Raw genomic sequence first — 20,600 nt, 5'->3', positions numbered from 1 at the left:
ATCCAGTGTGGAAATGTCATGTGACATTATTTGAGAACCATTAGAGCACCAAGAGAAAGTGGTGACGAAATGCAACTTGTTCGTATGACAGGCACTTTGCAATACTTGGGTAGGCCAGGTGGTCATAGGGCAAATATGATAAAGGGAGACAGGAACCATGAGAAAAGCAATTCGCAATACCAGTCTTGCAGTTCTGCTATTATCTGCGAGTATCGTAACAGCTTGTACACCTACGAATGGTGTAGCTGCATCAGATCAGAAATCAATAGAGAAAGTCAGCTTGGAGGGGCCGATAGATTCAAAGGAAGTAGAGGCGTTCGCTAACGCTGTATTTGCGGATAAGATGAAGGAATTCAATACCGTTGGCTCCAATTTTGTAGTCGTTAAGGATGGGAAAGTGGTTTTAAGTAAAGGGTACGGTTATGCAGATAGAGAAAAGAAGATACCTGTTGATAAAGATACTGTTTTCCAAATTGGATCTGTTACCAAGTCTTTTACAGCATTGGCGGCTATGCAGCTTGTCGATCAAGGGAAAATTGATCTTAAGCATGACATCCAAGAATATCTCGGTGGAATGAAAGTACCAAACAAAACCGGAAAACCGCTGACGATGTTTGATCTGCTTACCTATACGAGCGGGGTGGACTTGCCAGATATCGTCACTGATTATTCGGTGGAATATTTGAATAAGGACATTTCAATGAAGGGGTATCTCAATAAGAATATGCCGACTGTGGTAAGACCTCCGGGAGAAGTTTATACGTATGACAATTTTGGTTTTATGTTGGCGGGATATGCAGTAGAGAACGTAAGCGGCATGCCTTATTCACATTATATGGAGAAAAATATATTCAAACCATTAGGGATGAACAAGACCAGTGTTAGATTGACTCCTGAGGTATTATCCAATATGGCTGCACACTATGGACCGAACGGTGAGCTTCAGCCGACAATGGGAACTGCACCTTCCGTGAAGCCTGAAGGAGGTATGACTTCAACAGGTACAGACATGGCTAAGTACTTGATTATGCACTTAAACAAAGGAAAATTTGAAGGCAAAGAAATCGTCAGCAAAAAAAGCATCGATTTGATGCATACCTATCAATATTACGCTGATCCTACAATTCCTATCACAACCGTTGGATTCGAAGGGTATTTCAACAATGTGATGAATGGTCAGCATGTAATACTCAAGGGAGGAAATGTTCCGGGTCATTCCTCTTTAATTGCCATCTTGCCAGAGAAGAATACTGCCTTTTACTTGTCTTATAATAACGATTCAATGATGAGTTTAGGTGTGTTCGAGGCATTTATGAATCACTATTTTCCCAAGACTGTAAAAACGCAGCCATCCACCTATTCGAAAATAAGCAAACAAGCCGCCCAAGCTTACGTTGGATTATACAGAAACACACGTTTTTATGGAGTAAGGACTAAAATTTCTTATGCAAATGGGAATTTGTTCATGGAAACGGGGACTACAGGCAAACATACGCTGAAAATGGTTCATCCGCTTCTATTTGAAGATGAAGCCGGTAATAAAATGGCATTCAAAAAAGATAAATCCGGTGATATCACCTATTTCTATTATACGAATCCCCAAGGAATAGATATCGTTGCTCATGCCCAAAAAGTAAAGATGAAAACTGCATTCTCCGATGTGCCCAATGACAGTGTATATAAATCGTATATTGATAATTTAAACGCATTAGACATTATGGGAGCCAAATCAGGTAACCGCTTTGATCCTAAAGGAAAGATGACACAGGGAGAATTTGCGGATGTATTGCTGCGCGCCCATGGCATGCATACGTTTCCGGATGAATTTCGTGAAAATAAGAAACGAATGATAGCGGGAATCCCCAATTATCAACCCAAGTCCTTAATGACAAGACAAATGGCGGCAGTTATGATTCAAAATCTTAAGCATGCAGCGCCTGGAACGAATGTTAAACTGATCGGCAAAACGGATTCATGGGCGGTTGATGCTGTTGCTGCGCTTGTTTCTCAAGGTATTGTAGACCCGGATACGAAGATGAATTCGAATCGGAATGTTGATTTCCGGTCCACACAAACGTTGAGTCGCCAAGAAGCTAGTGCACTGCTTGATAAAGCTTTTAATTACTACACCTTACCAATCAAACCCTGAATTTAATCGGATTAAAAGTGAGGCGCTGATGGAACAGCGCTTCACTTTTTTGTGCTATCTTTCATGTTATCCCTTGACTTTAGTACTGCGGTTCATTACAATCAGAAAATAATACGTTGACTATAGTCAATACAAGTCGTTTTTTGAATATATTACTGATTTGATGACGGGACCAAGTACTCCGTGCCCACATGACCAGAGAGGAATCCCCAGGCTGTAAGGATTCTCTTGATGAGCGGACGAATGACTTCCCCGAGAACAGACGGCGAACACATCAGAATTGTATCTGATGGTCATTAGCCGGCCTGCGCAGGACGTGCGTTACACGTAGAGCGGAATGATCGTTTTGATCGGATTGCTGTAAGGCAGTCCCATATGATCAGATGATCACCTGAACGGCGAAAGTGTCAGGGATTCCGGAATGTGGGTGGTACCACGGGTGAATGTATAAACACAATCTCTCGTCCCTTGTTTGCTGTATACAGCGACAGGGCGAGGGATTTTTTTGTTATATAGAGAAACATAGATGCTGGAGGGATGAGAGATGGCTTTTCAGAAACCAACAGGAACTCAGGATTTGCTGCCTGGGGTTGTGGAGAAGTGGCAGTTTGTAGAGGAGAAAATAAGGGACCTGTGTCGTCGGTTTAATTATCGGGAAATTCGCACACCCATCTTCGAACAGACCACATTGTTTGAGCGGGGTGTAGGAGAGACAACGGACATCGTTGAGAAAGAGATGTACACGTTCAAGGACAAGGGAGATCGCAGCATGACCCTCCGTCCGGAAGGAACTGCTGGTGTTGTACGTGCTTTTGTAGAGAATAAACTCTATGGGGAGCCAGATGTAACCAAACTCTATTATGTCGGCCCGATGTTTCGCTATGAGCGTCCGCAGGCAGGACGTCAGCGTCAGTTCCACCAGTTCGGAGTGGAGGCATTCGGAGCAGTCGATCCGGCGATTGATGCCGAGGTTATCGCACTCGGTTATCAGTTCTGTGTCGAGCTGGGACTTAAAGATGTCAAAGTCGAAGTAAACTCGGTTGGTAATGCGGCAAGTCGTGCTGCTTATCGTGAAGAACTGCTTGGATTCCTGAGACCCATGAAAGATACCCTGTGCAAGGATTGTCAAAACCGCATGGAGCGTAATCCGCTTCGCGTTCTGGATTGCAAGGTGGATCAGGACAAGTTTGTCGGTGCACCATCCATTCTGGATAGCCTGGACGAGGAAGCAACGAATCACTTTGCAAAAGTTCAAAGTCTTCTGGAGGATTTTGGCGTAGATTACACAGTGAACACAAGATTGGTACGTGGACTTGATTATTACACCATGACGGCATTTGAATTGAAGGCTCAAGGTATTGGTGCGATTGATACCGTGGGTGGCGGCGGCAGATATAACGGCCTCGTTGGGGACATTGGTGGACCGGATCAACCGGGCATTGGTTTTGGTATCGGTCTGGAACGCATTCAACTGATTCTGGAACACCAAAACATTGATGTAAGTGCCCTCGCTCCGCTTGATGTATACTTTGTTGCTCTCGGTGAAGCAGCGGACCGGGAAGTAAACCGTCTGTTGTTCCAACTTCGTCAGTCTGGTCTTTCCGGCGAGCGTGACTATCTGGGTCGCAAGATGAAAGCCCAAATGAAGTCAGCGGATCGTTATAAAGCTCGCTACACGGCGATTCTGGGAGACGATGAGCTGGAACGTGGAGAGATTGCACTTAAATCGATGGACACAGGTGAACAGCAAACCGTGAAACTGGAAGAGCTGATTGAAAGCATTCAGGGAGCTAAATAAGAGTGCAACAAAAAACAGCCAACTGTAAAAAAAGTTGATTTAACAATGGAATGATTCGGCAGCTAATGCCTTTTCAATAAAATTATCTTCACGCAACCGCGCTGTTGAAAAGCGGGTTCTGCCCGCCCATACAGAACGGAAATTCACATAATGAGGAGTTTGGTTATGAAAAGAAGTCATCATTGCGGCGCATTAACAACCGCACACATCGGTGAAACCGTAACATTGAACGGCTGGGTACAGACCCGCCGTGACCTGGGGGGCGTACTGTTTATCGATCTGCGTGATCGCAGTGGTATTGTACAAGTTGTTTTCAACCCAGCTTACTCTGGCGAAGCATTGCAAATCGCTGACAGAGTGCGTAGTGAATATGTTATCGCCGTATCGGGTAAAGTGGTTAAACGGGATGCCGAAACGGTCAACAAAAACCTGCCTACAGGCGAAATTGAAGTTCAAATTACCGAGATCGAAGTGCTGAACGCGGCCAAAACACCTCCATTCTTTATCGAAGATGGTGTGGAAGTTGACGAGAGTCTTCGTTTGAAATATCGTTACCTGGACCTGCGTCGTCCGGAAATGTTCGAAACATTGAAGCTTCGTTCCAAAGCATCCAAAGTGTTCCGTGATTATCTGGATGGAGAAGAATTCGTTGAAGTGGAAACACCGATCCTGACTAAGAGCTCCCCGGAAGGTGCGCGTGACTATCTCGTACCAAGCCGTGTGCATGAAGGTGAATTTTTCGCCCTGCCGCAATCCCCACAAATTTACAAACAATTGCTGATGGTCGGCGGACTTGAGCGTTACTATCAGATCGCACGTTGTTTCCGTGATGAAGATTTGCGTGCAGACCGTCAACCGGAATTCACCCAAGTCGACATCGAGACTTCCTTCCTTCAACAGGATGACCTGCTGCCAATGATGGAAGAGCTGATGGCCAAATTGCTTCGTGAAACGAAAGGCATTGAGCTGGAACTACCTTTCCAACGGATTACGTATGCAGATGCCATGGGTAAATACGGTTCAGACAAACCAGATCTGCGTTTTGGCATGGAACTGGTCGAAATGAACGATATCGTAGCGAACAGCGGTGTAAAAGTATTTGCTTCTGTCATCGAAAAAGGTGGAGAAGTGAAAGTGCTAAACGCCAAAGGCTGTGGTACATGGAGCCGTAAAGAAATCGATGACCTCGGACCATTCGCAGCACGGTACGGTGCAAAAGGATTGGCATGGATTCAAGTCAAAGATGGCGAGTTCAAAGGACCAATCGTGAAGTTCTTTACGCCGGAAGAGATCGAAGCCGTCAAAGAACGTACGGGCGCTGAAGAAGGCGACTTGCTGCTCTTCTCTGCTGACACTAAAAAAGTGGTTGCTGATGTACTGGGAGCACTTCGTTTGAAAATCGGTCGTCAACTGGGCTTGATCGATGACAGCAAATTCAAATTTGCATGGGTCGTAGACTTCCCGCTGCTCGGATACGATGAAGATGCGAAACGTTATGTGGCAGAACACCATCCGTTCACTCGTCCAAAAGACGAAGATGTGCATCTGTTCGACACAGATCCGGGTGCGATCCGCGCTCAAGCGTATGACCTTGTTCTGAATGGTTATGAAGTAGGCGGCGGTTCGATGCGTATTTACAAACGTGATGTTCAGGAAAAAATGTTCGCTGCACTGGGACTCTCCCCGGAAGTAGCCAACGAGAAATTTGGATACCTGCTTGAAGCATTTGAATACGGAACGCCACCACACGGCGGAATCGCTTTTGGTCTCGACCGTCTGGTGATGCTGCTGGCAGGTCGCACGAATCTGCGTGAAACGATTGCCTTCCCGAAAACGGCAAGTGCAACGGATCTGCTCATGAATGCACCATCTGAAGTGGATAACTCCCAATTGGAACAACTTCACATCCGCGTAGCCCGCAAACCGGTGGCGGAAAAGAAATAAAGGAGGCATCGACTCTCAATGCTCCATCAATTTTCAAGAACAGAACTGGCTATCGGACCTGAAGGTCTGAACGCCTTGAAAAATAGTACAGTCGCTGTGCTCGGCATCGGCGGTGTGGGCGGTATTGCCGTGGAAGCACTCGCACGCAGTGGCGTTGGCCGTATCATTCTCATTGATAAAGACGTGGTGGACATCACCAACATCAATCGTCAGATTCATGCTTTGACAACGACCGTTGGTCAGAAAAAAGCAGATTTGATGGTGGAGCGGGTGAAGCTGATCAATCCGGAGTGCGATGCGATTGCACTGAATATGTTTTACACCGAAGAGACATATGAGGAATTGTTCAAGTATGAGCTGGATTATGTGCTGGATGCGTCCGACACGATCATATACAAAATCCATCTTATCAAGGAATGCCTGAAGCGGAAGATTCCGGTCATCTCCAGCATGGGTGCGGCAAACAAAATGGACCCGACGAAATTCCAGGTAGCGGACATTTCAAAAACAACCATGGACCCGATTGCCCGTGTTGTTCGTACAAAATTGCGCAAAGATGGCATCAAAAAAGGGGTGAAAGTGGTCTTCTCCACCGAAGAACCGCTGAAACCGCGCGCAGATGTAACGCAGAAAATTGTTCCTGAGAATGCGCCGGAAATTCGCAAGGCCAAACAGCCACCAGCGAGTAACGCCTTTGTTCCTCCGGTAGCCGGACTGATCATGGTCAGTGTGGCTGTCAAGGAACTGATCGAAATTGCAGAGAACAAGCAGCAGTAATCTGCTGTGAATGGAAAAGCGTAGGTACCGACAAGGTGCCTGCGCTTTTTTTGGCATGGTCAACACATGTGGATAGAGGGAGAAAAGGGCAAATCAAAGCCGTATTAAAAAGAGACTCAAAACCTTAACAAATGTCAGGGTTACGTGATGTACTTCAATCCCAAAACCGTGTATGATATGTGGTGCTGCGCGAAATGATGATAACTACATAGAGAAATCGCAGCTATATAAGATGAATATAAGATTTACACAAGAACGAAGAGGACAGAAAAAACCTGGAGAAGCGAAGCGTTCGCCTAAAAGCTTTCTGAAAGAAAGCTGCATCGGAAGCATATGCTTATCACCGGATTTAACTTTAAAAACATAAATCTAAAAATCTGGGGATAACAGCGATCGGAAGGTTGTTCTGTCCGCGCAGTGGTAGAGTGTAAATACATCTATTCGGCTTATATAGAGAGAGGGGAACAGAACGAATGAAACAAGGATGGATGACCAGGCGTCTTGGCATGGAGCCGGGAGACCAGTGGAAGAAGGAAGTTGTGGCGGGAGCCATCTCCTATTTTGCCGTGGTGTATATCGTGATGGTCAATGCAACCATTCTGGCTGATGCCGGAATGCCGCTGCAGGCGGCGATGGTGGGTACACTGCTGACGTCTATTGCTGGTTGTTTGCTGATGGCATTTGGTGGAAAATCGCCAATTATCGTTGTACCTGGAATGGGGATTAATGCGTTTTTCACATACACACTCGTACATTCGATGAAATTGAGCTGGCAGGAAGCCTTGGCGGTTGTATCCGTCACCGGTGTGCTGTTTGCGATAGTTGCATTTACATCACTATATAAAATGATTAGTGAGGCCATTCCGAAAAACCTGCAGCATGGTATTACGGTGGGGATTGGTCTGTTCCTGACGTTCATCGGTTTGCAAAAAAGCGGAATCGTCATCGCACATCAGACCACATTTGTGGCTATCGGACATTTTAATGATCCTGGAGTGATCACCGCCTGTGTTACTCTTGTGATCGCCTTGGTTTTATTTATACGTAATGTACAGGGCGGACTCTTGATCAGCATTCTCGCAGGGACAGGCCTTGCATATGTACTCGGTGCCGTGAATCCCGGTGAATCCGTGTCAGCTATAGAAGCATTGCGTCAATATGGCAGCTTGTTTGGGGAGCTGTCTTTGGTAAAGCTGGCCGATTTGGCGTTCTGGATCGCAGTATTCCTGTTGCTGCTCATTGTTGTATTTGAAAATATCGGATTGATTACGGCTCAGACGCATTTGATTGGCCGTCCACAGAGGTTCAAGGGGAGCTTGCGCGCACTATCGATTAGTACTGTGCTGGCAGGTGTATTCGGGAGTAGTCCTCCAGTTGCCGCAGCCGAGACTACAGCCGGGATTGCGGCTGGCGGTCGCACGGGTTTGACTCCGCTCGTTACAGCTGTGCTTTTCGGGGCAACATTCTTCTTTATCCCGCTGCTCGGTTACATTCCAGACAGCGCGATTGCTCCCATTTTGATCATAATTGGCGGCTTGATGGTACAAAGTGTGAAGGATATGGATTTTAGTGATTTTACGGAGGCTTTCCCAGCTTTTCTGATTATGGTCATGATTCCATTTACATATAGCATCGTGGACGGTATGGCATTTGGATTCATCGCGTATCCGCTGGCGAAGCTGGCGGCGGGTCAGGGTAAGCAGGTGCCTAAAGTCATGTACGGCATTGCCATTCTGTTTTTGGCCAATTTTGTGCTGCACGGGATATTGTAAAAGATAGGGAATGTTATGTAAACTCATACCGTATGATCTCTGGTGAACAAGGGTAGAACGGGGGAACGAGAATGGAAGAGCAACAACAAGCGGGACAGGCTGAACCGAAAGTAGGAAAAAAAGGATTCAAGGATTTTGTGAAGCTGATTGCTGCCACAAATCCACCGAAGCTTATTCTGATCGTAGCGTTGATCCTGACACTCATTCAGACGACAGCCGGACTGATTGTGCCATTGATGACCAAGGGCCTGATTGATGGGCTTACGATGTCCGCGCTGAACAAGTCTGTTATTTTCCTGCTGCTGGGTGCATTTGTTATTCAGGCCATCGCTTCAGGCATCAGCATCTATATGTTGAACTATGCAGGTCAACGGGTGGTTGCGACACTGCGAACAAAGCTGTGGAACAAGGTGTTATCCCTACCGATGCCATATTTCGACCGGAATCGTACGGGTGATACGATGAGTCGAATTACAAATGATACGAGTCAGATTATGACGTTAATTGCGGATTATCTTGTTTCTTTTGTATCCAACATCGTTGCGGTTGTGGGCGGGGTAGCATTGCTTTTCTATCTGGATTGGGTCATGTCACTTATTATCCTGAGTCTGGTTCCGCTCACGCTGCTGATTCTGTTACCTGTTGGACGTAAAATGTACAAAATCTCCAAAAAGCAGCAGGACGAAATGGCTGGTCTTACTTCGGTGCTCAGCCAAGTCATTGGCGAGATTCGTTTGGTGAAAGCGTATGGTACAGAGAAACAGGAGGCGGAAGCAGGCGATTCCCGTATTGGGAAGATGTTTGCTTTTGGACTACAGGAAGCTCGGATTTTGGCGTTGATCGGTCCGCTCTTTACGTTTGTCATGACGGCAGTACTGGTTGTTATTCTGGGGGTTGGCGGCATGCGGGTGGCTTCTGGATTGCTGTCTCCGGGGGAACTGGTTGCCTTCATTCTGTTGTTGTTCCAGGTCATTATGCCAATGGGGCAATTTACGACACTGTATTCGCGCCTGCAAAAGGTTGTCGGTGCCACAGAACGCATACAATCTATACTGGCACATGAAGAAGAACCTCGTCATAGTACAACCATTGCTCCAAAGGGCAATGAGACGATTACATTTAACAACCTGCACTTCTCTTACGTGACAGGGGAAGAGGTACTGCATGGGATTAATCTGACTGTTCCGGCCCGTAAAGTGACGGCTATTGTCGGGCCAAGCGGTAGCGGGAAATCAACGTTGTTCTCCTTGTTGGAACAATTCTATCTTCCTGGTTCAGGTAGTATATCGTATGGTGGACAAGCCATCACGGATTATTCGTTGTCCTCCTGGCGCAGCAAGATTGGATATGTATCACAGGAAAGCCCTCTGATGGCTGGGACCATCAAGGAAAACATGACATACGGGCTGGGTCGTGAGGCAAGTATGGACGAAATTAGACAGGCGGCAGACATGGCGTATTCCTCAGCTTTTATTGATAAATTGCCTCAGGGCTACGATACGGAAGTCGGAGAACGCGGGATCAAGCTCTCCGGTGGTCAACGCCAACGGATCGCTATTGCTCGTGCACTGCTGCGCAGCCCGGATATTCTGATGCTGGATGAAGCGACATCCAGTCTGGACAGCACTTCCGAACATGAAGTACAGCAAGCTCTGTCCAATCTGATGGAAGGACGAACGACGGTTGTTATTGCACACCGATTGTCCACCGTCGTCGATTCTGACCAGATTGTTGTTCTGGAACAGGGCCATGTGACGGGAACCGGAACACATGCGGAGTTGATCAGTACACATCCGGTATACCGTGAACTGGCCCAGAAACAGTTTGTGGCACAGGATGGAAAGTCGGATTTGGAGCCGGTATGATTTAGATAGTGACCGTTGTTCCTCTGTTCTTTGCAGGACAGGAACAGCGGTTTCTTTCATTTTGCTAACCGGGTTACTGTAGCTTTTTGTACATCAATATGATATAGTGGGTATCCTTTTGTGTCGTCAGTGATTGACTATGCAGAGCAAACATATTCTTAGGAGGTAACTGAAACATGTCAGACAGCTTTCAAAGTGCCTATCAAGAAGAAGAGTACAGGTTAGAGCGAACGATGGAGGAAGTGGATCGTCAGCTGGAACGCTTGCAGAAAATGCCGGTGTACACGGGCCACGACTTCACAGAACAAGTGCTGGAGGCTGGACGCGAAGAGCGCCGCACCGCCTTGTCCAAGAGCGCGCAGCAACCCTATTTCGGACGCTTGGATTTCGAAGAACAGGGCAGTGGTGCACGGAAACCGCTGTATATTGGCAAAATCGGCGTAGACCGCGAAGAGGTGGGAGAGCATCCGCTCGTCATCGATTGGCGCGCTCCTGTCGCAAGCCTGTTTTACTCATTTACCGGAGGGGAAGCCTCCGCAACGTATGAAGCCCCTGAGGGACTCATTGAGGGCCTGGTTTATCTGAAACGAAACGTTGTTATTCGGCAGCGTATATTGGAACGTGTGGCGGATACGTACAATCGCGACAGTGACCAGCCAGCTGTATCGGATGAATTCCTCGTGTATCGATTGGGAGAGAACAAGGACAACAAGCTCCGTGATATCGTATCCACCATTCAGGCGGAGCAGGATCAGATCATTCGTGCGGCGAGAAACACCGCATTGATCATTCAGGGTGTGGCCGGTTCGGGTAAAACAACCGTCGCACTGCATCGCCTTGCCTTCTTGCTGTATCAGTACAAGGAGCAGGTATCTGCGGAGAAAATGGTTATTTTCGCACCCAACCATATGTTCCTGGATTACATATCAGATGTACTCCCGGAGCTCGGTGTAGGGGACATTCAGCAGCGTACATTCCCGGATTGGGCGATGAACCTGCTGGGGCTGGACCTACCTTTGGCAGACACGTCGGAGACATTGAACACCTGGTTTGAAACGCCGGATGCACGTCCTGAGCTCAATGATGATGTGCCAGGGCGTTACAAAGGCTCGATCCGCTTCATGGAACTGATTCGGGAGTGGCTGTCCGGGATGGAAGAGGATTCCGTACCCGATATGGACTTCAGTCCATGGGATGGCGCAGTGCTCAGCAAAGCCGAGATCGAGAACTGGTTTGGGGAAGAATACAAACATTATCCGCTGGCAAAGCGAAAAGAGCGGGTCATGGCGCGTATTCACCGCTGGATTGAGATGGAGCTCAAGAAACCTTCCCCGGAAGCCGTTCGCAAAGAACGTAAAAAGAAAGCGGCAACCCGTGAGAAAGCCTACGCCAAAAAATGGCCTCAATATGAACCGCTTACGCTGTATAAACAGCTGTTCAAGGTTGTTAAAGGCGGTTCGGTACCTGCCTCGCTCAGCGCGCTTATTCCCAAATTGGTGATGAAGCAAACGGCAGCAGATTTGAAGCAGGATATCATCCGTGAAGAGGATTTGCCTGCATTGGTATACATCCATACACTGGTGCATGATATTGAAGGTTCAGAGCGATTCGATCACGTCGTCATTGATGAAGCGCAGGACTTTTCTCCTTTTCATGTGGCGTTATTGGATCACTTCGTCAAAGGGCATTCCTTTACCATATTGGGTGATTTGTCTCAAGGCATTCATGAGTACCGTGGTGTTCATACGTGGGAAGAAATGAGTTCCCTGTTTCCTGAGGAACAGAATGCATACTTTGCCTTGACCCGCAGTTATCGCTCGACGATGGAAATTATAGATTATGCAAATACCATTTTGGAGCGGGGCGTCAAGAGCGGCATCACGGCGATTCCTGTATTTCGGAGTGGTGACCCTGTACGGACGTTGTCCTATGGGGAAGAAGGGCGAACCGCAAGCCTTGAGCGTGCATTGAAGCTGCTAACGGTCAAAGACTACCGCACTGTCTCGATTCTGACCCGTACCCTGCATGAGGCAAAGGAGCTTCATCATGAACTCCAAACAGCAGGCTGGGACCTGAACTTGATTGACGGCGGCAAAAAACAGTACACCGGCGGACACTCCGTTTTACCTGTCTATTTGTCGAAAGGGTTGGAGTTTGATGCAGTTATCGTGGCCGATGGCGATGAGAAGCACTATCTGCCTAATGCGGGTGATGCGAAACTGTTATACGTTGGCTGTACCCGGGCTTTGCACGAACTGTGGTTATTCCACGACGGCCCATTGCCTGACTATGCTGCTGCGACTCACAACTCGGAAGGCGAGTCTGTTGCCATTCAGGGTTGGCCTGACAGCGAGGCAGAGTGAAACCTGATTGTTGAACATCGTATTCATATGGAAAGAGCATGGCGCTGTTAAGGCACCATGCTTTTTTGTACGTTTTAACATTTGTTATACGATCTCTGACTACTGAGTTAACTTGCAGGTGTTCGTTAACACCGGTTTATCCAGAACTGACTTATGCCTAGCGGGATGGCGGTTAACCAGGAAAATGCCCAGACAGATCATGACCCCGCCTGCACCCACCATCCAGCCGACATGCTCGCCCAACAAGAAGAAGCTAGACAGCAGTCCAAAGAGCGGCGCCAGAAAAAGAAAGGAACTGGTTTTGGCCGGATCTGTGTTTTGCAGCAAGTAAAACCAGAGCGTAAACTGAATGATGGAACAGAAAATCGTCAGCCATACCAAGACAACGATGGAAGTTGTATTTACGATAAAATGAGGTTGCTCTGTAAAGAGACTCAGTACAAGCAGTACGACGCCTCCGGCGAACATCTGATATGCGGTAAGAACAAACGTATCATGAGCTGCTCCCCAGCGTTTAATGAGCAACGTGGATACAGCAAAAGATACAGCGCCGCCAAACCCAATCCACGTTCCAAGACTTAAACTCATATGGAATCCAAAGGTCAACACCACCCCGACAAATCCGAGAATTACACCGATCCACTGGCTAAAGTGGTAGGATACTCCGTATAGAGCAGCACTCAGGATGATGACAAGCAAGGGATTGGTAAATGTGATAATGGCGGACTCTCCCGAACTGATCCAGTTCATGCTGTAGTAGGCACAACCCATTACTCCCGCCGATTGAAACAAACCGATTACAGCAATTTGCATCCACTGTTTCCACCCCGCAGGCATAGGACGTTTTCTAATGATCCAAGCAAGTAACGCTCCTGCCAGTATATAGCGAAGTCCCATTAATAAAAAGGGAGGAGCATACATCATACCGATTTTTCCTACGGGAAACGAGGTTCCCATAATGAGAGTGGTTATGATGATCAGGATTGTATATCTTAGGGGCTTCATCAGGCTTCCTCCCTTTGTATTCTCGGCATGCTCATAACGTTTGACCGCTATCAACTGTAATCAGTTGTCCGGTCATGGATGGTTGTTCCAGCGCAGCGCATATCATATGTGCAATGTCTTCGCTTGCCGCTATTCTCTGCAACAATAATTCACCGCCCAGACGATTCATCTGTTCTTCTTTTCCTGCCCACCAACGGGTAGCGACTGCACCTGGAATGATGGCGTTAACCCGAATATCAGGAGATAGCGCATGTGCTAAAGATTTGGTTAAACCGTGTACAGCCGCTTTGGAAACGGCGTAAGGAAGGGAGGAGCCTGATCCTGTGCTGCCAGCTATACTGCCAAGGTTAACGATTGCGCCTTGGCCTGTCTGCTGCATTCCCTTCGATACAGCTCGTGCGCAGTAAAACATGCCTTTGACATTGACGTCATACAGTTCATCCCATATCTCATCCGTTACGGATTCCAGATCCTTCATTGGGATATGATGTGTGATGCTGGCGTTATTTACGAGTGCGGTCACAGGTCCGACTTTTTCAATGATAGAGGCCACCATTCCGCGAACCTCGACATCCGAACCCACATTGGCCCGAATGGCAAAAGCCTGACCTCCGACATCCAGAATATGTTGTACCGTCTCTTCGGCCTCATACTGGGAACGAGAGTAATTAACGGCCACGGTGGCTCCGCGATTAGCCAATAGTATACTGGTAGCTCGACCTATTCCCGTACCGCCTCCAGTTACCAAAGCTACGGTGTTTGTCCAGTTCATCATTATTAACACTCCTTAAGTGAACTCAGCGGATAGCGAGCTGCTGTGTTCTGATCTACCCCGATTGTAGCTCGAAGCAGCTATACTGTATAATGATTGTTAATGATTCAGGTATCATTTTGAATGATGTCTGACTGAATAAAGTCATAGCCGGGAGGTTCACAATGGAGAGCGGAGATTTAAGGATATTCCAATGTGTCGCACAAGAAGGAAATCTGACCCGAGCTGCTGAGCGCCTCGGTTACGTGCAGTCCAATGTCACAGCAAGGATAAGACATCTGGAATCCGAAGTAGGGACACTGTTGTTTATCCGTCATAATCGCGGTATGACTTTATCTCCAGCAGGTGAGATGCTGCTGACGTATGCGGATAAAATTGTTGGTCTGCTCGATGAGGCTGGAAAAGCGCTGAGCTCTACAATTGAGCCTGCTGGCCCACTACGGATCGGTTCCACGCAGACCGCTGCAGCGGTTCGGTTACCTGAGCTTTTTGCAAAATACTATAAACAGCATCCAGCTGTCTCCTTATCGTTGACCACGGGGAATTCCCAATTGCTTATGGATCAGGTGATTGGGTATGAATTGGAAGGGGCGTTCATCGGCTGTTCATGCGATCATCCCGACATTTCCTCTACTCCCGTATTTGACGAGGAACTCTTTGTTGTCTCCTCCGGTTTGGGGCTAATGGATGAAGAACTTACAAGTAAACCTGTTCTTGTTTACAGCATGGGGTGTTCCTATCGTCAAATTTTGGAGGATTGGTTATCGGTGAGCGGGGTAAACCGTCCGGTCATTATGGAATTTGGAACCCTCGAAGCAATTATTAGCGGGGTCTCGTCTGGCATGGGAATTTCGCTGTTACCTGAGATCGTCATTCGGCATCAGATTGAAAATGGATTGCTGCGAAAGCACACACTCCCAGTAGGCATGAATCGCATGATGACTCGTTTTATTACTCGTAAGGATGCCTTTGTCAGCAGTGCACTTGGTGCATTTATGGATATGCTTCCACGGGAGTATGATATGATAGAGAGTAGAGATTAGTCAGGAATTTGGTAAGGAAAGAGTGAGGCAATCCGTTAAGGAAGTGATGAGCAATGGACTTATTTTCGTTTCAGCAGGATTCAGAACCTCAAGCAAGACTGCTCGCTGACCGTATGCGGCCAGAGCGGCTTGATGAATATATTGGGCAAGAGCACATTATAGGACCGGGAAAATTGCTTCGGCGCGCCATTGAAGCGGATCAGATTTCTTCCATCTTGCTTTATGGTCCTCCGGGGTGCGGCAAGACGACATTGGCACATATTATTTCCCAGCATACCCAGGGACAGTTCGTCCGTCTGAATGCGGTGGATGCTTCCGTTAAAGATGTACGTGAAGTCATCGAGCAGGCGCAGACCAACAAGCAGTTGTACGGAACGAAAACCATTTTGTTCCTCGATGAGGTGCACCGCTTTAATAGTTCACGTCAGGATGCACTACTGCCTGCAGTAGAGAAGGGCACGATTATTTTTATCGGCGCTACGACAGAGAATCCCTTTCATTATGTAAACGGGGCCTTGATGAGCCGTTCCACGCTGTTTCAGCTGGAGTCTTTGAACAAAGAGCATTCCCTGATTGCAATGCGCCGGGCACTGGCGGATACAGATAAAGGTTTGGGATTCATGGACCTGAAGGCAGACGACGAAGCACTGGAGCATATTGCAACAATGGCGAATGGTGATATTCGGCGTGCACTGAACGCATTGGAACTTGCCGCACTGACCACACCGCCAGAGAAGGACGGCTCGATCCATATTACGCTTGATGTAGCCGAAGAGTCTATTCGTCGTCCCATTGTGAGAGCAGATGAATCGACGCAGTATGATGTACTGTCGGCATTTCACAAGAGCATCCGGGGTTCCAGTGATGCAGCACTGTTCTGGTTTTTGTATGCGGTGGAAAAGTTGGGTATGGACCCGATGACGTTTATACGTCGTCTGATTGCAGCAAGCAGTGAAGATATTGGACTTGCGAATCCGCAAGCGATGACGCAGGCCATTGGGGCGCTGGATGCTTATCGGAATAATGGCTGGCCTGAAGCCAAGCTGAACATTGCCCAGGCGATCCTGTTTGCTGTTGAAAGTCCGAAGTCTAATGCGGTATACACCGCGATCTCCAAAGCGATGAATGCTATTGATGAGGTGAAGTCGGCTGAGGTACCTCTTCATCTGCGGGATACCCATTATTCCGGTGCAGTGAAGCTGGGACATGAAGGCTACCAGTACCCGCACAATTATCCGGGCCATTATGTGAAACAGGAATATTTACCGAAACAGCTCTCACGCCGCGTGTTCTATGAAGCTACTGAACAAGGCAATGAATCCAAGATTCGTCTAAACCAACAACGTCGCAGAGAGATGTAAGATCGATGACCCGGGAGATGCTTGAACGATGAAAGAAATATTCTACATTGGAATCGGTGGAATTTTGGGTACATTATGCCGATCCGAACGTAGGTAACATTACATTTAGTGCAATCGAATCGGCAGAGCGTTTGGGCCTCCCAGAAGCCCGTATATCACTCTCTGTCCCTTTGGTGTAACTCCTAAGTCAAACACGGCCTATACAGCTTTGGACAGGGCTTGGGGAGACGTCCGCAAAGGGACCAAAATCCAGGGGAAAAGAGAAGGTTTATGGCGAACTTTATGGAGAAATTATGGAACTTAGCAAAAATAATCTAGTAAAGGTTCAAACGATCTTGGGAAAGGGTTAAACGCTGAATAGTAAAAAAAATGTCTTGCTGTAGCTACACCCAGTTTATCTAAATTATCCATAACTTTCTCCATTTCACTTGATGAGAGATGTGCACCGATCAGGCGTTTAACATCCATTGGCTTACCGCTACTGTGATAATTAGTCACAATCTTTTCTGGATGGGCTACTCGTCCTATTAGGACAGTTGACTCCCAAACTCCTTGGGAGTCAGTTGAACCATAACCCTTTTATCAAAACGCATTTTTTTATATTTTAGCAAATGAAGTATGTTAATTTATCGATATTGTGAAGGAATATTCTTAACGGAGTTTAGTTTAATAAAAGTTCCATTTTAAAAGGAATCGCGGTTGGCAATTCCTAAGATTATTATTTATTTGCTGCGTTTATGGTACTAAGTGAATTGTTAAGTGCTGTTTTACACTTGTTTACATCAGGATTCGATGAACGAACTGCTGCTAATACAACATCAATTGTTCCATCAATTTTCGTCCATGTAGTGCTATCAATTTTTCGAAGCTTAGGTTCTTGTGTATCCCATTGATGTTCCAAATTATCAGCGCCTTTTTTTGCTGGAGCAAAGTCGTTTTTATTTACAGCGTTTAGCATATCATTTTCAATTTTAACAAAATCGTTTAATTCACCTCCTAACGTAGCTTGCTCAGCAGCATCTTGTGATGCAATATAATTACTGCGCCAGTTATAACCGCCTATACCAACAACTAAGAAAATTACGAGTACAACAATCGTTTGTGTTAGCACATGTTTCTTATTTGCATTACTTTGGTTTGTTTCCGCTTTATCACTTTTAGCATTTGTATCAATTTTTGAAACGGCAAGGAAAACGATGATCGCTAAAATAGCGATAAGAAAGATGACATTCGTAACGGTTGTCCCGAGTCCTAATCCGCCATTTACTTTTGGTTGAGATAGGTAATCTCCAAGTGACGCTCCAAGCGGACGAGTTAAAATATATGCAATCCAGAAAGCTAATACCCCGTCAAGTTTCAAAAATTTATAAGCTAAGAACACAAGAGCAATAATAATAACAACGCCTATTCCTGTGTTAAGATAACCAAAACCAAGTTGTTCTGAATATAAATCGCCGACTGCAGTTCCAAGTGCAAAGGTGAAAAGGATCGTAAGCCAGTAGAAAACTTCTCTTTTTTTAGTGAAAATCGAGTGGATCGATAGTGTTTTTTCACTAAGATACCAAAATAGAAAAGTCAGTCCTAGTAGCACCGAGAAAACAGCTGTACTAACCTCAAGTGGTACGCTCATATTATCTGTCAAATTATCCGTTACCAGTGTTCCAAATACACTTATAAGAACAACGGTTACCCAGTAAATGGCTGGAACATACTTGTTTGCTTTAAATTGAAAAAACAATGCAATAAAAAACGCAACTCCCATAATAATGGTAGTAAGAGTTAAACCAAGTCCAATGTTGAAATTGATGAAGTCAGCAAATGTTTCACCAACAGTGGTACATAAAATTTTGATGATCCAAAAGAAAATCGTCACTTGGGGCACTTTGTTAAGTAAAATTATCATTTTATTTTGGTTTTCTTGCATATATAATTTCCTTTCTTTATAGTGGTTTCCCACAACTTTATTATATTTCATTCACTAATAAGGAAGTCTGCGTTGTTTCTCCCACACTGGTTGCCATAATCTTGAGGATTCCAAAAAATATGGTGACTTCTGATTTTCTTTGCTTATCATTTACCGATCTGAAAAGTAGTCATTGTAAAGCAGTAGTAATCGAATGGATCGACAGTGTCTTCTCGCTTGCGTACCTAACCACGAAAACCGCAGTCAGCAGGATGGCTAACACTATGGTGCTCGTTTCTGGCGGAATTCCGAGGTTATCGGTCAGATTATCGGTGATTATAGTACCAACAACGCTGATGAATACGACTGACAGCCAATAGATCCACGGCACATATTTGTCTGCCTTGAACTGTAGAAGAGCCCCGATCAAAAGCACCGTCATCAGCAGCGTCGTTACGGTCAGGCGAAGATTGAGGTTTTGGTTCAGCAGGTCCGCTGCCGTCTCCCCAACGGTCGTTGCCAAGATTTTAATGATTCAAAAAAAGATGGTGACTTGCGGGACTTTGTTTAACATCCGTCTTCCCGGGCTCATGGGCGGCTGGATCAAGCCCTCCTGATTATGCGTCTACTGTTCCATTTGCCCATCCTCCTTTATCGTCATAGAAACCACCGGCATCAGCTGCTCATACTGTCCATGTTGATTCGGTTTTGTCCATTAGCGTAACAGCTGAAAATGAGAACTTTCTGTGAAAGTGACCCATCCCAACCGAAACTACTCAGTAAGCGTTGGATAAAATTGCATCCATGGGGTATTGGCATTTCTCATCATATTTTAATTTCTGTCACCTATAACTGGTGGGGAAGGGTGAAGTGCTAATCACGCATGAATTTCACTCCATCCAAAACGAATTGTAGGGAGGGCTTTATGGATAACAACACGAACATCATCAGAAAGAGCCGGATCGGCAAAACTTTAACCGGGATCGGCTTGTGTCTCTCCATTGCTTTTTCCGGAAGCATGATGCTGCCGACCCATCCGGTTCACGCGGCTTCCGTTTCCGGTAGCTCCGTGGCGGATCGGGTCATCTCGACAGGGAAACAATTTTTAGGCGTTCGCTACCAGTTTGGAGCACCTTCCGGAAGAACGGACGAATTCGATTGTTCCTCATTCACGCAGTATGTCTTCAAGCAAAACGGCTTCGATCTGCCCCGCTCATCAAGACAGCAATCGCAGGTAGGTACGCAGGTGTCCAAGGATCAGTTGCAGCAGGGAGACTTGGTTTTCTCCGATACGAATCACGACGGCGTCATCAATCATGTCGGCATTTATATGGGGAACGGTCAGGTCCTGCATACCTACAGAGTCGGTATTGGCGTGACGGTGTCCAATTTTTCCGGCAGTACCTGGGATCGCACCTTTGTAACCGCTCGTCGCGTCATTTCCGACAATGGACAGGCTTCCGGCGGGCAGACACCAAAAAGTCAAGCTGCTGAACAGAGCAATAACGGAAAGGATCCAAGCAGCCAAGATTCCAATGGGCAGAATTCTGCCGACAATTCCGCAGCTGCGCCTTCGGTATCGGACCAAAGCGATTCCTTGCAAAAGCCGACAAATATACAGAAGCATTCCTCCAAACATCAGTGGAGAAATTCCGGAAGTGCAGATGGAGAGGATCAACAAGGGGAACACTAGAAGAACTTACAAGGCAGGGTCTCAAGCGAGACTCTGCCTTTTTGAAGATATAAGAAAGTATAAGCTTCGGAGTCTGGGGCTTTCTTATATCGTAAGAAAAACTACCACTAAATGCGGTCTGGCTTCTTAGAATGTACGTCAATAGACGTTATTCT

Annotated in this window: 13 protein-coding genes and 3 pseudogenes; 11 read left to right on the top strand and 5 right to left on the bottom strand. The window is 46.6% G+C overall.

The genetic code is table 11. The features are described 5' to 3' along the window. The first annotated feature begins 157 nt into the window (after nt 1-157). From JNUCC31_RS07680 to JNUCC31_RS07650, 7 genes are all read left to right on the top strand, one after another. On the top strand, nt 158-2,149 hold the full coding sequence (locus JNUCC31_RS07680; RefSeq protein ID WP_192270214.1) for a serine hydrolase domain-containing protein: 1,992 nt from the start codon (nt 158-160) through the stop codon (nt 2,147-2,149). A 544-nt stretch (nt 2,150-2,693) separates the two neighbouring features. Beyond that, a complete protein-coding gene (gene hisS, locus JNUCC31_RS07675; RefSeq protein ID WP_192270212.1) occupies nt 2,694-3,947 on the top strand; it encodes a histidine--tRNA ligase in 1,254 nt (417 codons plus the stop codon). Between the two features lie 165 nt (nt 3,948-4,112). Further along, the gene (gene aspS / locus JNUCC31_RS07670; RefSeq protein WP_192270210.1) at nt 4,113-5,891 is read left to right on the top strand and encodes an aspartate--tRNA ligase; all 1,779 of its coding nucleotides are present in this window, start codon (nt 4,113-4,115) and stop codon (nt 5,889-5,891) included. Nucleotides 5,892-5,909: 18 nt separating this feature from the next. Next, a complete protein-coding gene (locus tag JNUCC31_RS07665; RefSeq protein ID WP_192270208.1) occupies nt 5,910-6,668 on the top strand; it encodes a tRNA threonylcarbamoyladenosine dehydratase in 759 nt (252 codons plus the stop codon). Between the two features lie 473 nt (nt 6,669-7,141). After that, nucleotides 7,142-8,440, top strand: a complete 1,299-nt coding sequence (locus JNUCC31_RS07660; protein ID WP_192270206.1) for an NCS2 family permease — start codon at nt 7,142-7,144, stop codon at nt 8,438-8,440. A 71-nt stretch (nt 8,441-8,511) separates the two neighbouring features. After that, nucleotides 8,512-10,305: an ABC transporter ATP-binding protein gene (locus JNUCC31_RS07655; protein WP_192270204.1), complete on the top strand. Its 1,794-nt coding sequence runs from the start codon at nt 8,512-8,514 to the stop codon at nt 10,303-10,305. A 176-nt stretch (nt 10,306-10,481) separates the two neighbouring features. Continuing rightward, a complete protein-coding gene (locus JNUCC31_RS07650; protein WP_192270202.1) occupies nt 10,482-12,668 on the top strand; it encodes a HelD family protein in 2,187 nt (728 codons plus the stop codon). Nucleotides 12,669-12,767: 99 nt separating this feature from the next. Here JNUCC31_RS07650 and JNUCC31_RS07645 read toward each other — a convergent pair whose 3' ends face one another. Both JNUCC31_RS07645 and JNUCC31_RS07640 read right to left on the bottom strand, forming a co-directional pair. After that, nucleotides 12,768-13,673, bottom strand: coding sequence for a DMT family transporter (locus JNUCC31_RS07645; RefSeq protein WP_192270200.1), 906 nt, complete (start codon nt 13,671-13,673; stop codon nt 12,768-12,770). Nucleotides 13,674-13,704: 31 nt separating this feature from the next. Beyond that, a complete protein-coding gene (locus JNUCC31_RS07640) occupies nt 13,705-14,445 on the bottom strand; it encodes an SDR family NAD(P)-dependent oxidoreductase (protein ID WP_192272849.1) in 741 nt (246 codons plus the stop codon). A 164-nt stretch (nt 14,446-14,609) separates the two neighbouring features. Between JNUCC31_RS07640 and JNUCC31_RS07635 the strand changes: the two genes are divergently transcribed. The 3 genes and pseudogenes from JNUCC31_RS07635 to JNUCC31_RS33195 all read left to right on the top strand — a co-directional run. Next, nucleotides 14,610-15,488 carry a LysR family transcriptional regulator gene (locus JNUCC31_RS07635; protein WP_192270198.1) on the top strand — a complete coding sequence of 293 codons (879 nt, stop codon included), beginning with the start codon at nt 14,610-14,612 and terminating at the stop codon, nt 15,486-15,488. 53 nt (nt 15,489-15,541) lie between these two features. Beyond that, the gene (locus tag JNUCC31_RS07630; protein ID WP_192270196.1) at nt 15,542-16,849 is read left to right on the top strand and encodes a replication-associated recombination protein A; all 1,308 of its coding nucleotides are present in this window, start codon (nt 15,542-15,544) and stop codon (nt 16,847-16,849) included. A 68-nt stretch (nt 16,850-16,917) separates the two neighbouring features. After that, a pseudogene (locus JNUCC31_RS33195) lies at nt 16,918-17,090 on the top strand (AAA family ATPase); the annotation flags it as partial. A gap of 59 nt (nt 17,091-17,149) precedes the next feature. Here the strand turns inward: JNUCC31_RS33195 and JNUCC31_RS33190 are convergent. From JNUCC31_RS33190 to JNUCC31_RS07615, 3 genes and pseudogenes are all read right to left on the bottom strand, one after another. Beyond that, nucleotides 17,150-17,350: a hypothetical protein gene (locus tag JNUCC31_RS33190; protein ID WP_323374390.1), complete on the bottom strand. Its 201-nt coding sequence runs from the start codon at nt 17,348-17,350 to the stop codon at nt 17,150-17,152. 661 nt (nt 17,351-18,011) lie between these two features. Further along, nucleotides 18,012-18,773, bottom strand: a pseudogene (locus JNUCC31_RS33185) (COG4705 family protein); the annotation flags it as partial. A gap of 181 nt (nt 18,774-18,954) precedes the next feature. Continuing rightward, a pseudogene (locus JNUCC31_RS07615) lies at nt 18,955-19,287 on the bottom strand (hypothetical protein); the annotation flags it as partial. A 390-nt stretch (nt 19,288-19,677) separates the two neighbouring features. Here JNUCC31_RS07615 and JNUCC31_RS07610 point away from each other — a divergent pair. Beyond that, nucleotides 19,678-20,445 carry a C40 family peptidase gene (locus JNUCC31_RS07610; RefSeq protein WP_192270192.1) on the top strand — a complete coding sequence of 256 codons (768 nt, stop codon included), beginning with the start codon at nt 19,678-19,680 and terminating at the stop codon, nt 20,443-20,445. Nucleotides 20,446-20,600 lie beyond the last annotated feature (155 nt).

This window comes from Paenibacillus sp. JNUCC-31 (assembly GCF_014844075.1).
Classification (GTDB): Bacteria; Bacillota; Bacilli; order Paenibacillales; family Paenibacillaceae; genus Paenibacillus.
The sequence above is the reverse complement of the archived record's forward strand: the minus strand, read 5'-3'. Positions and strand labels throughout refer to the sequence as shown.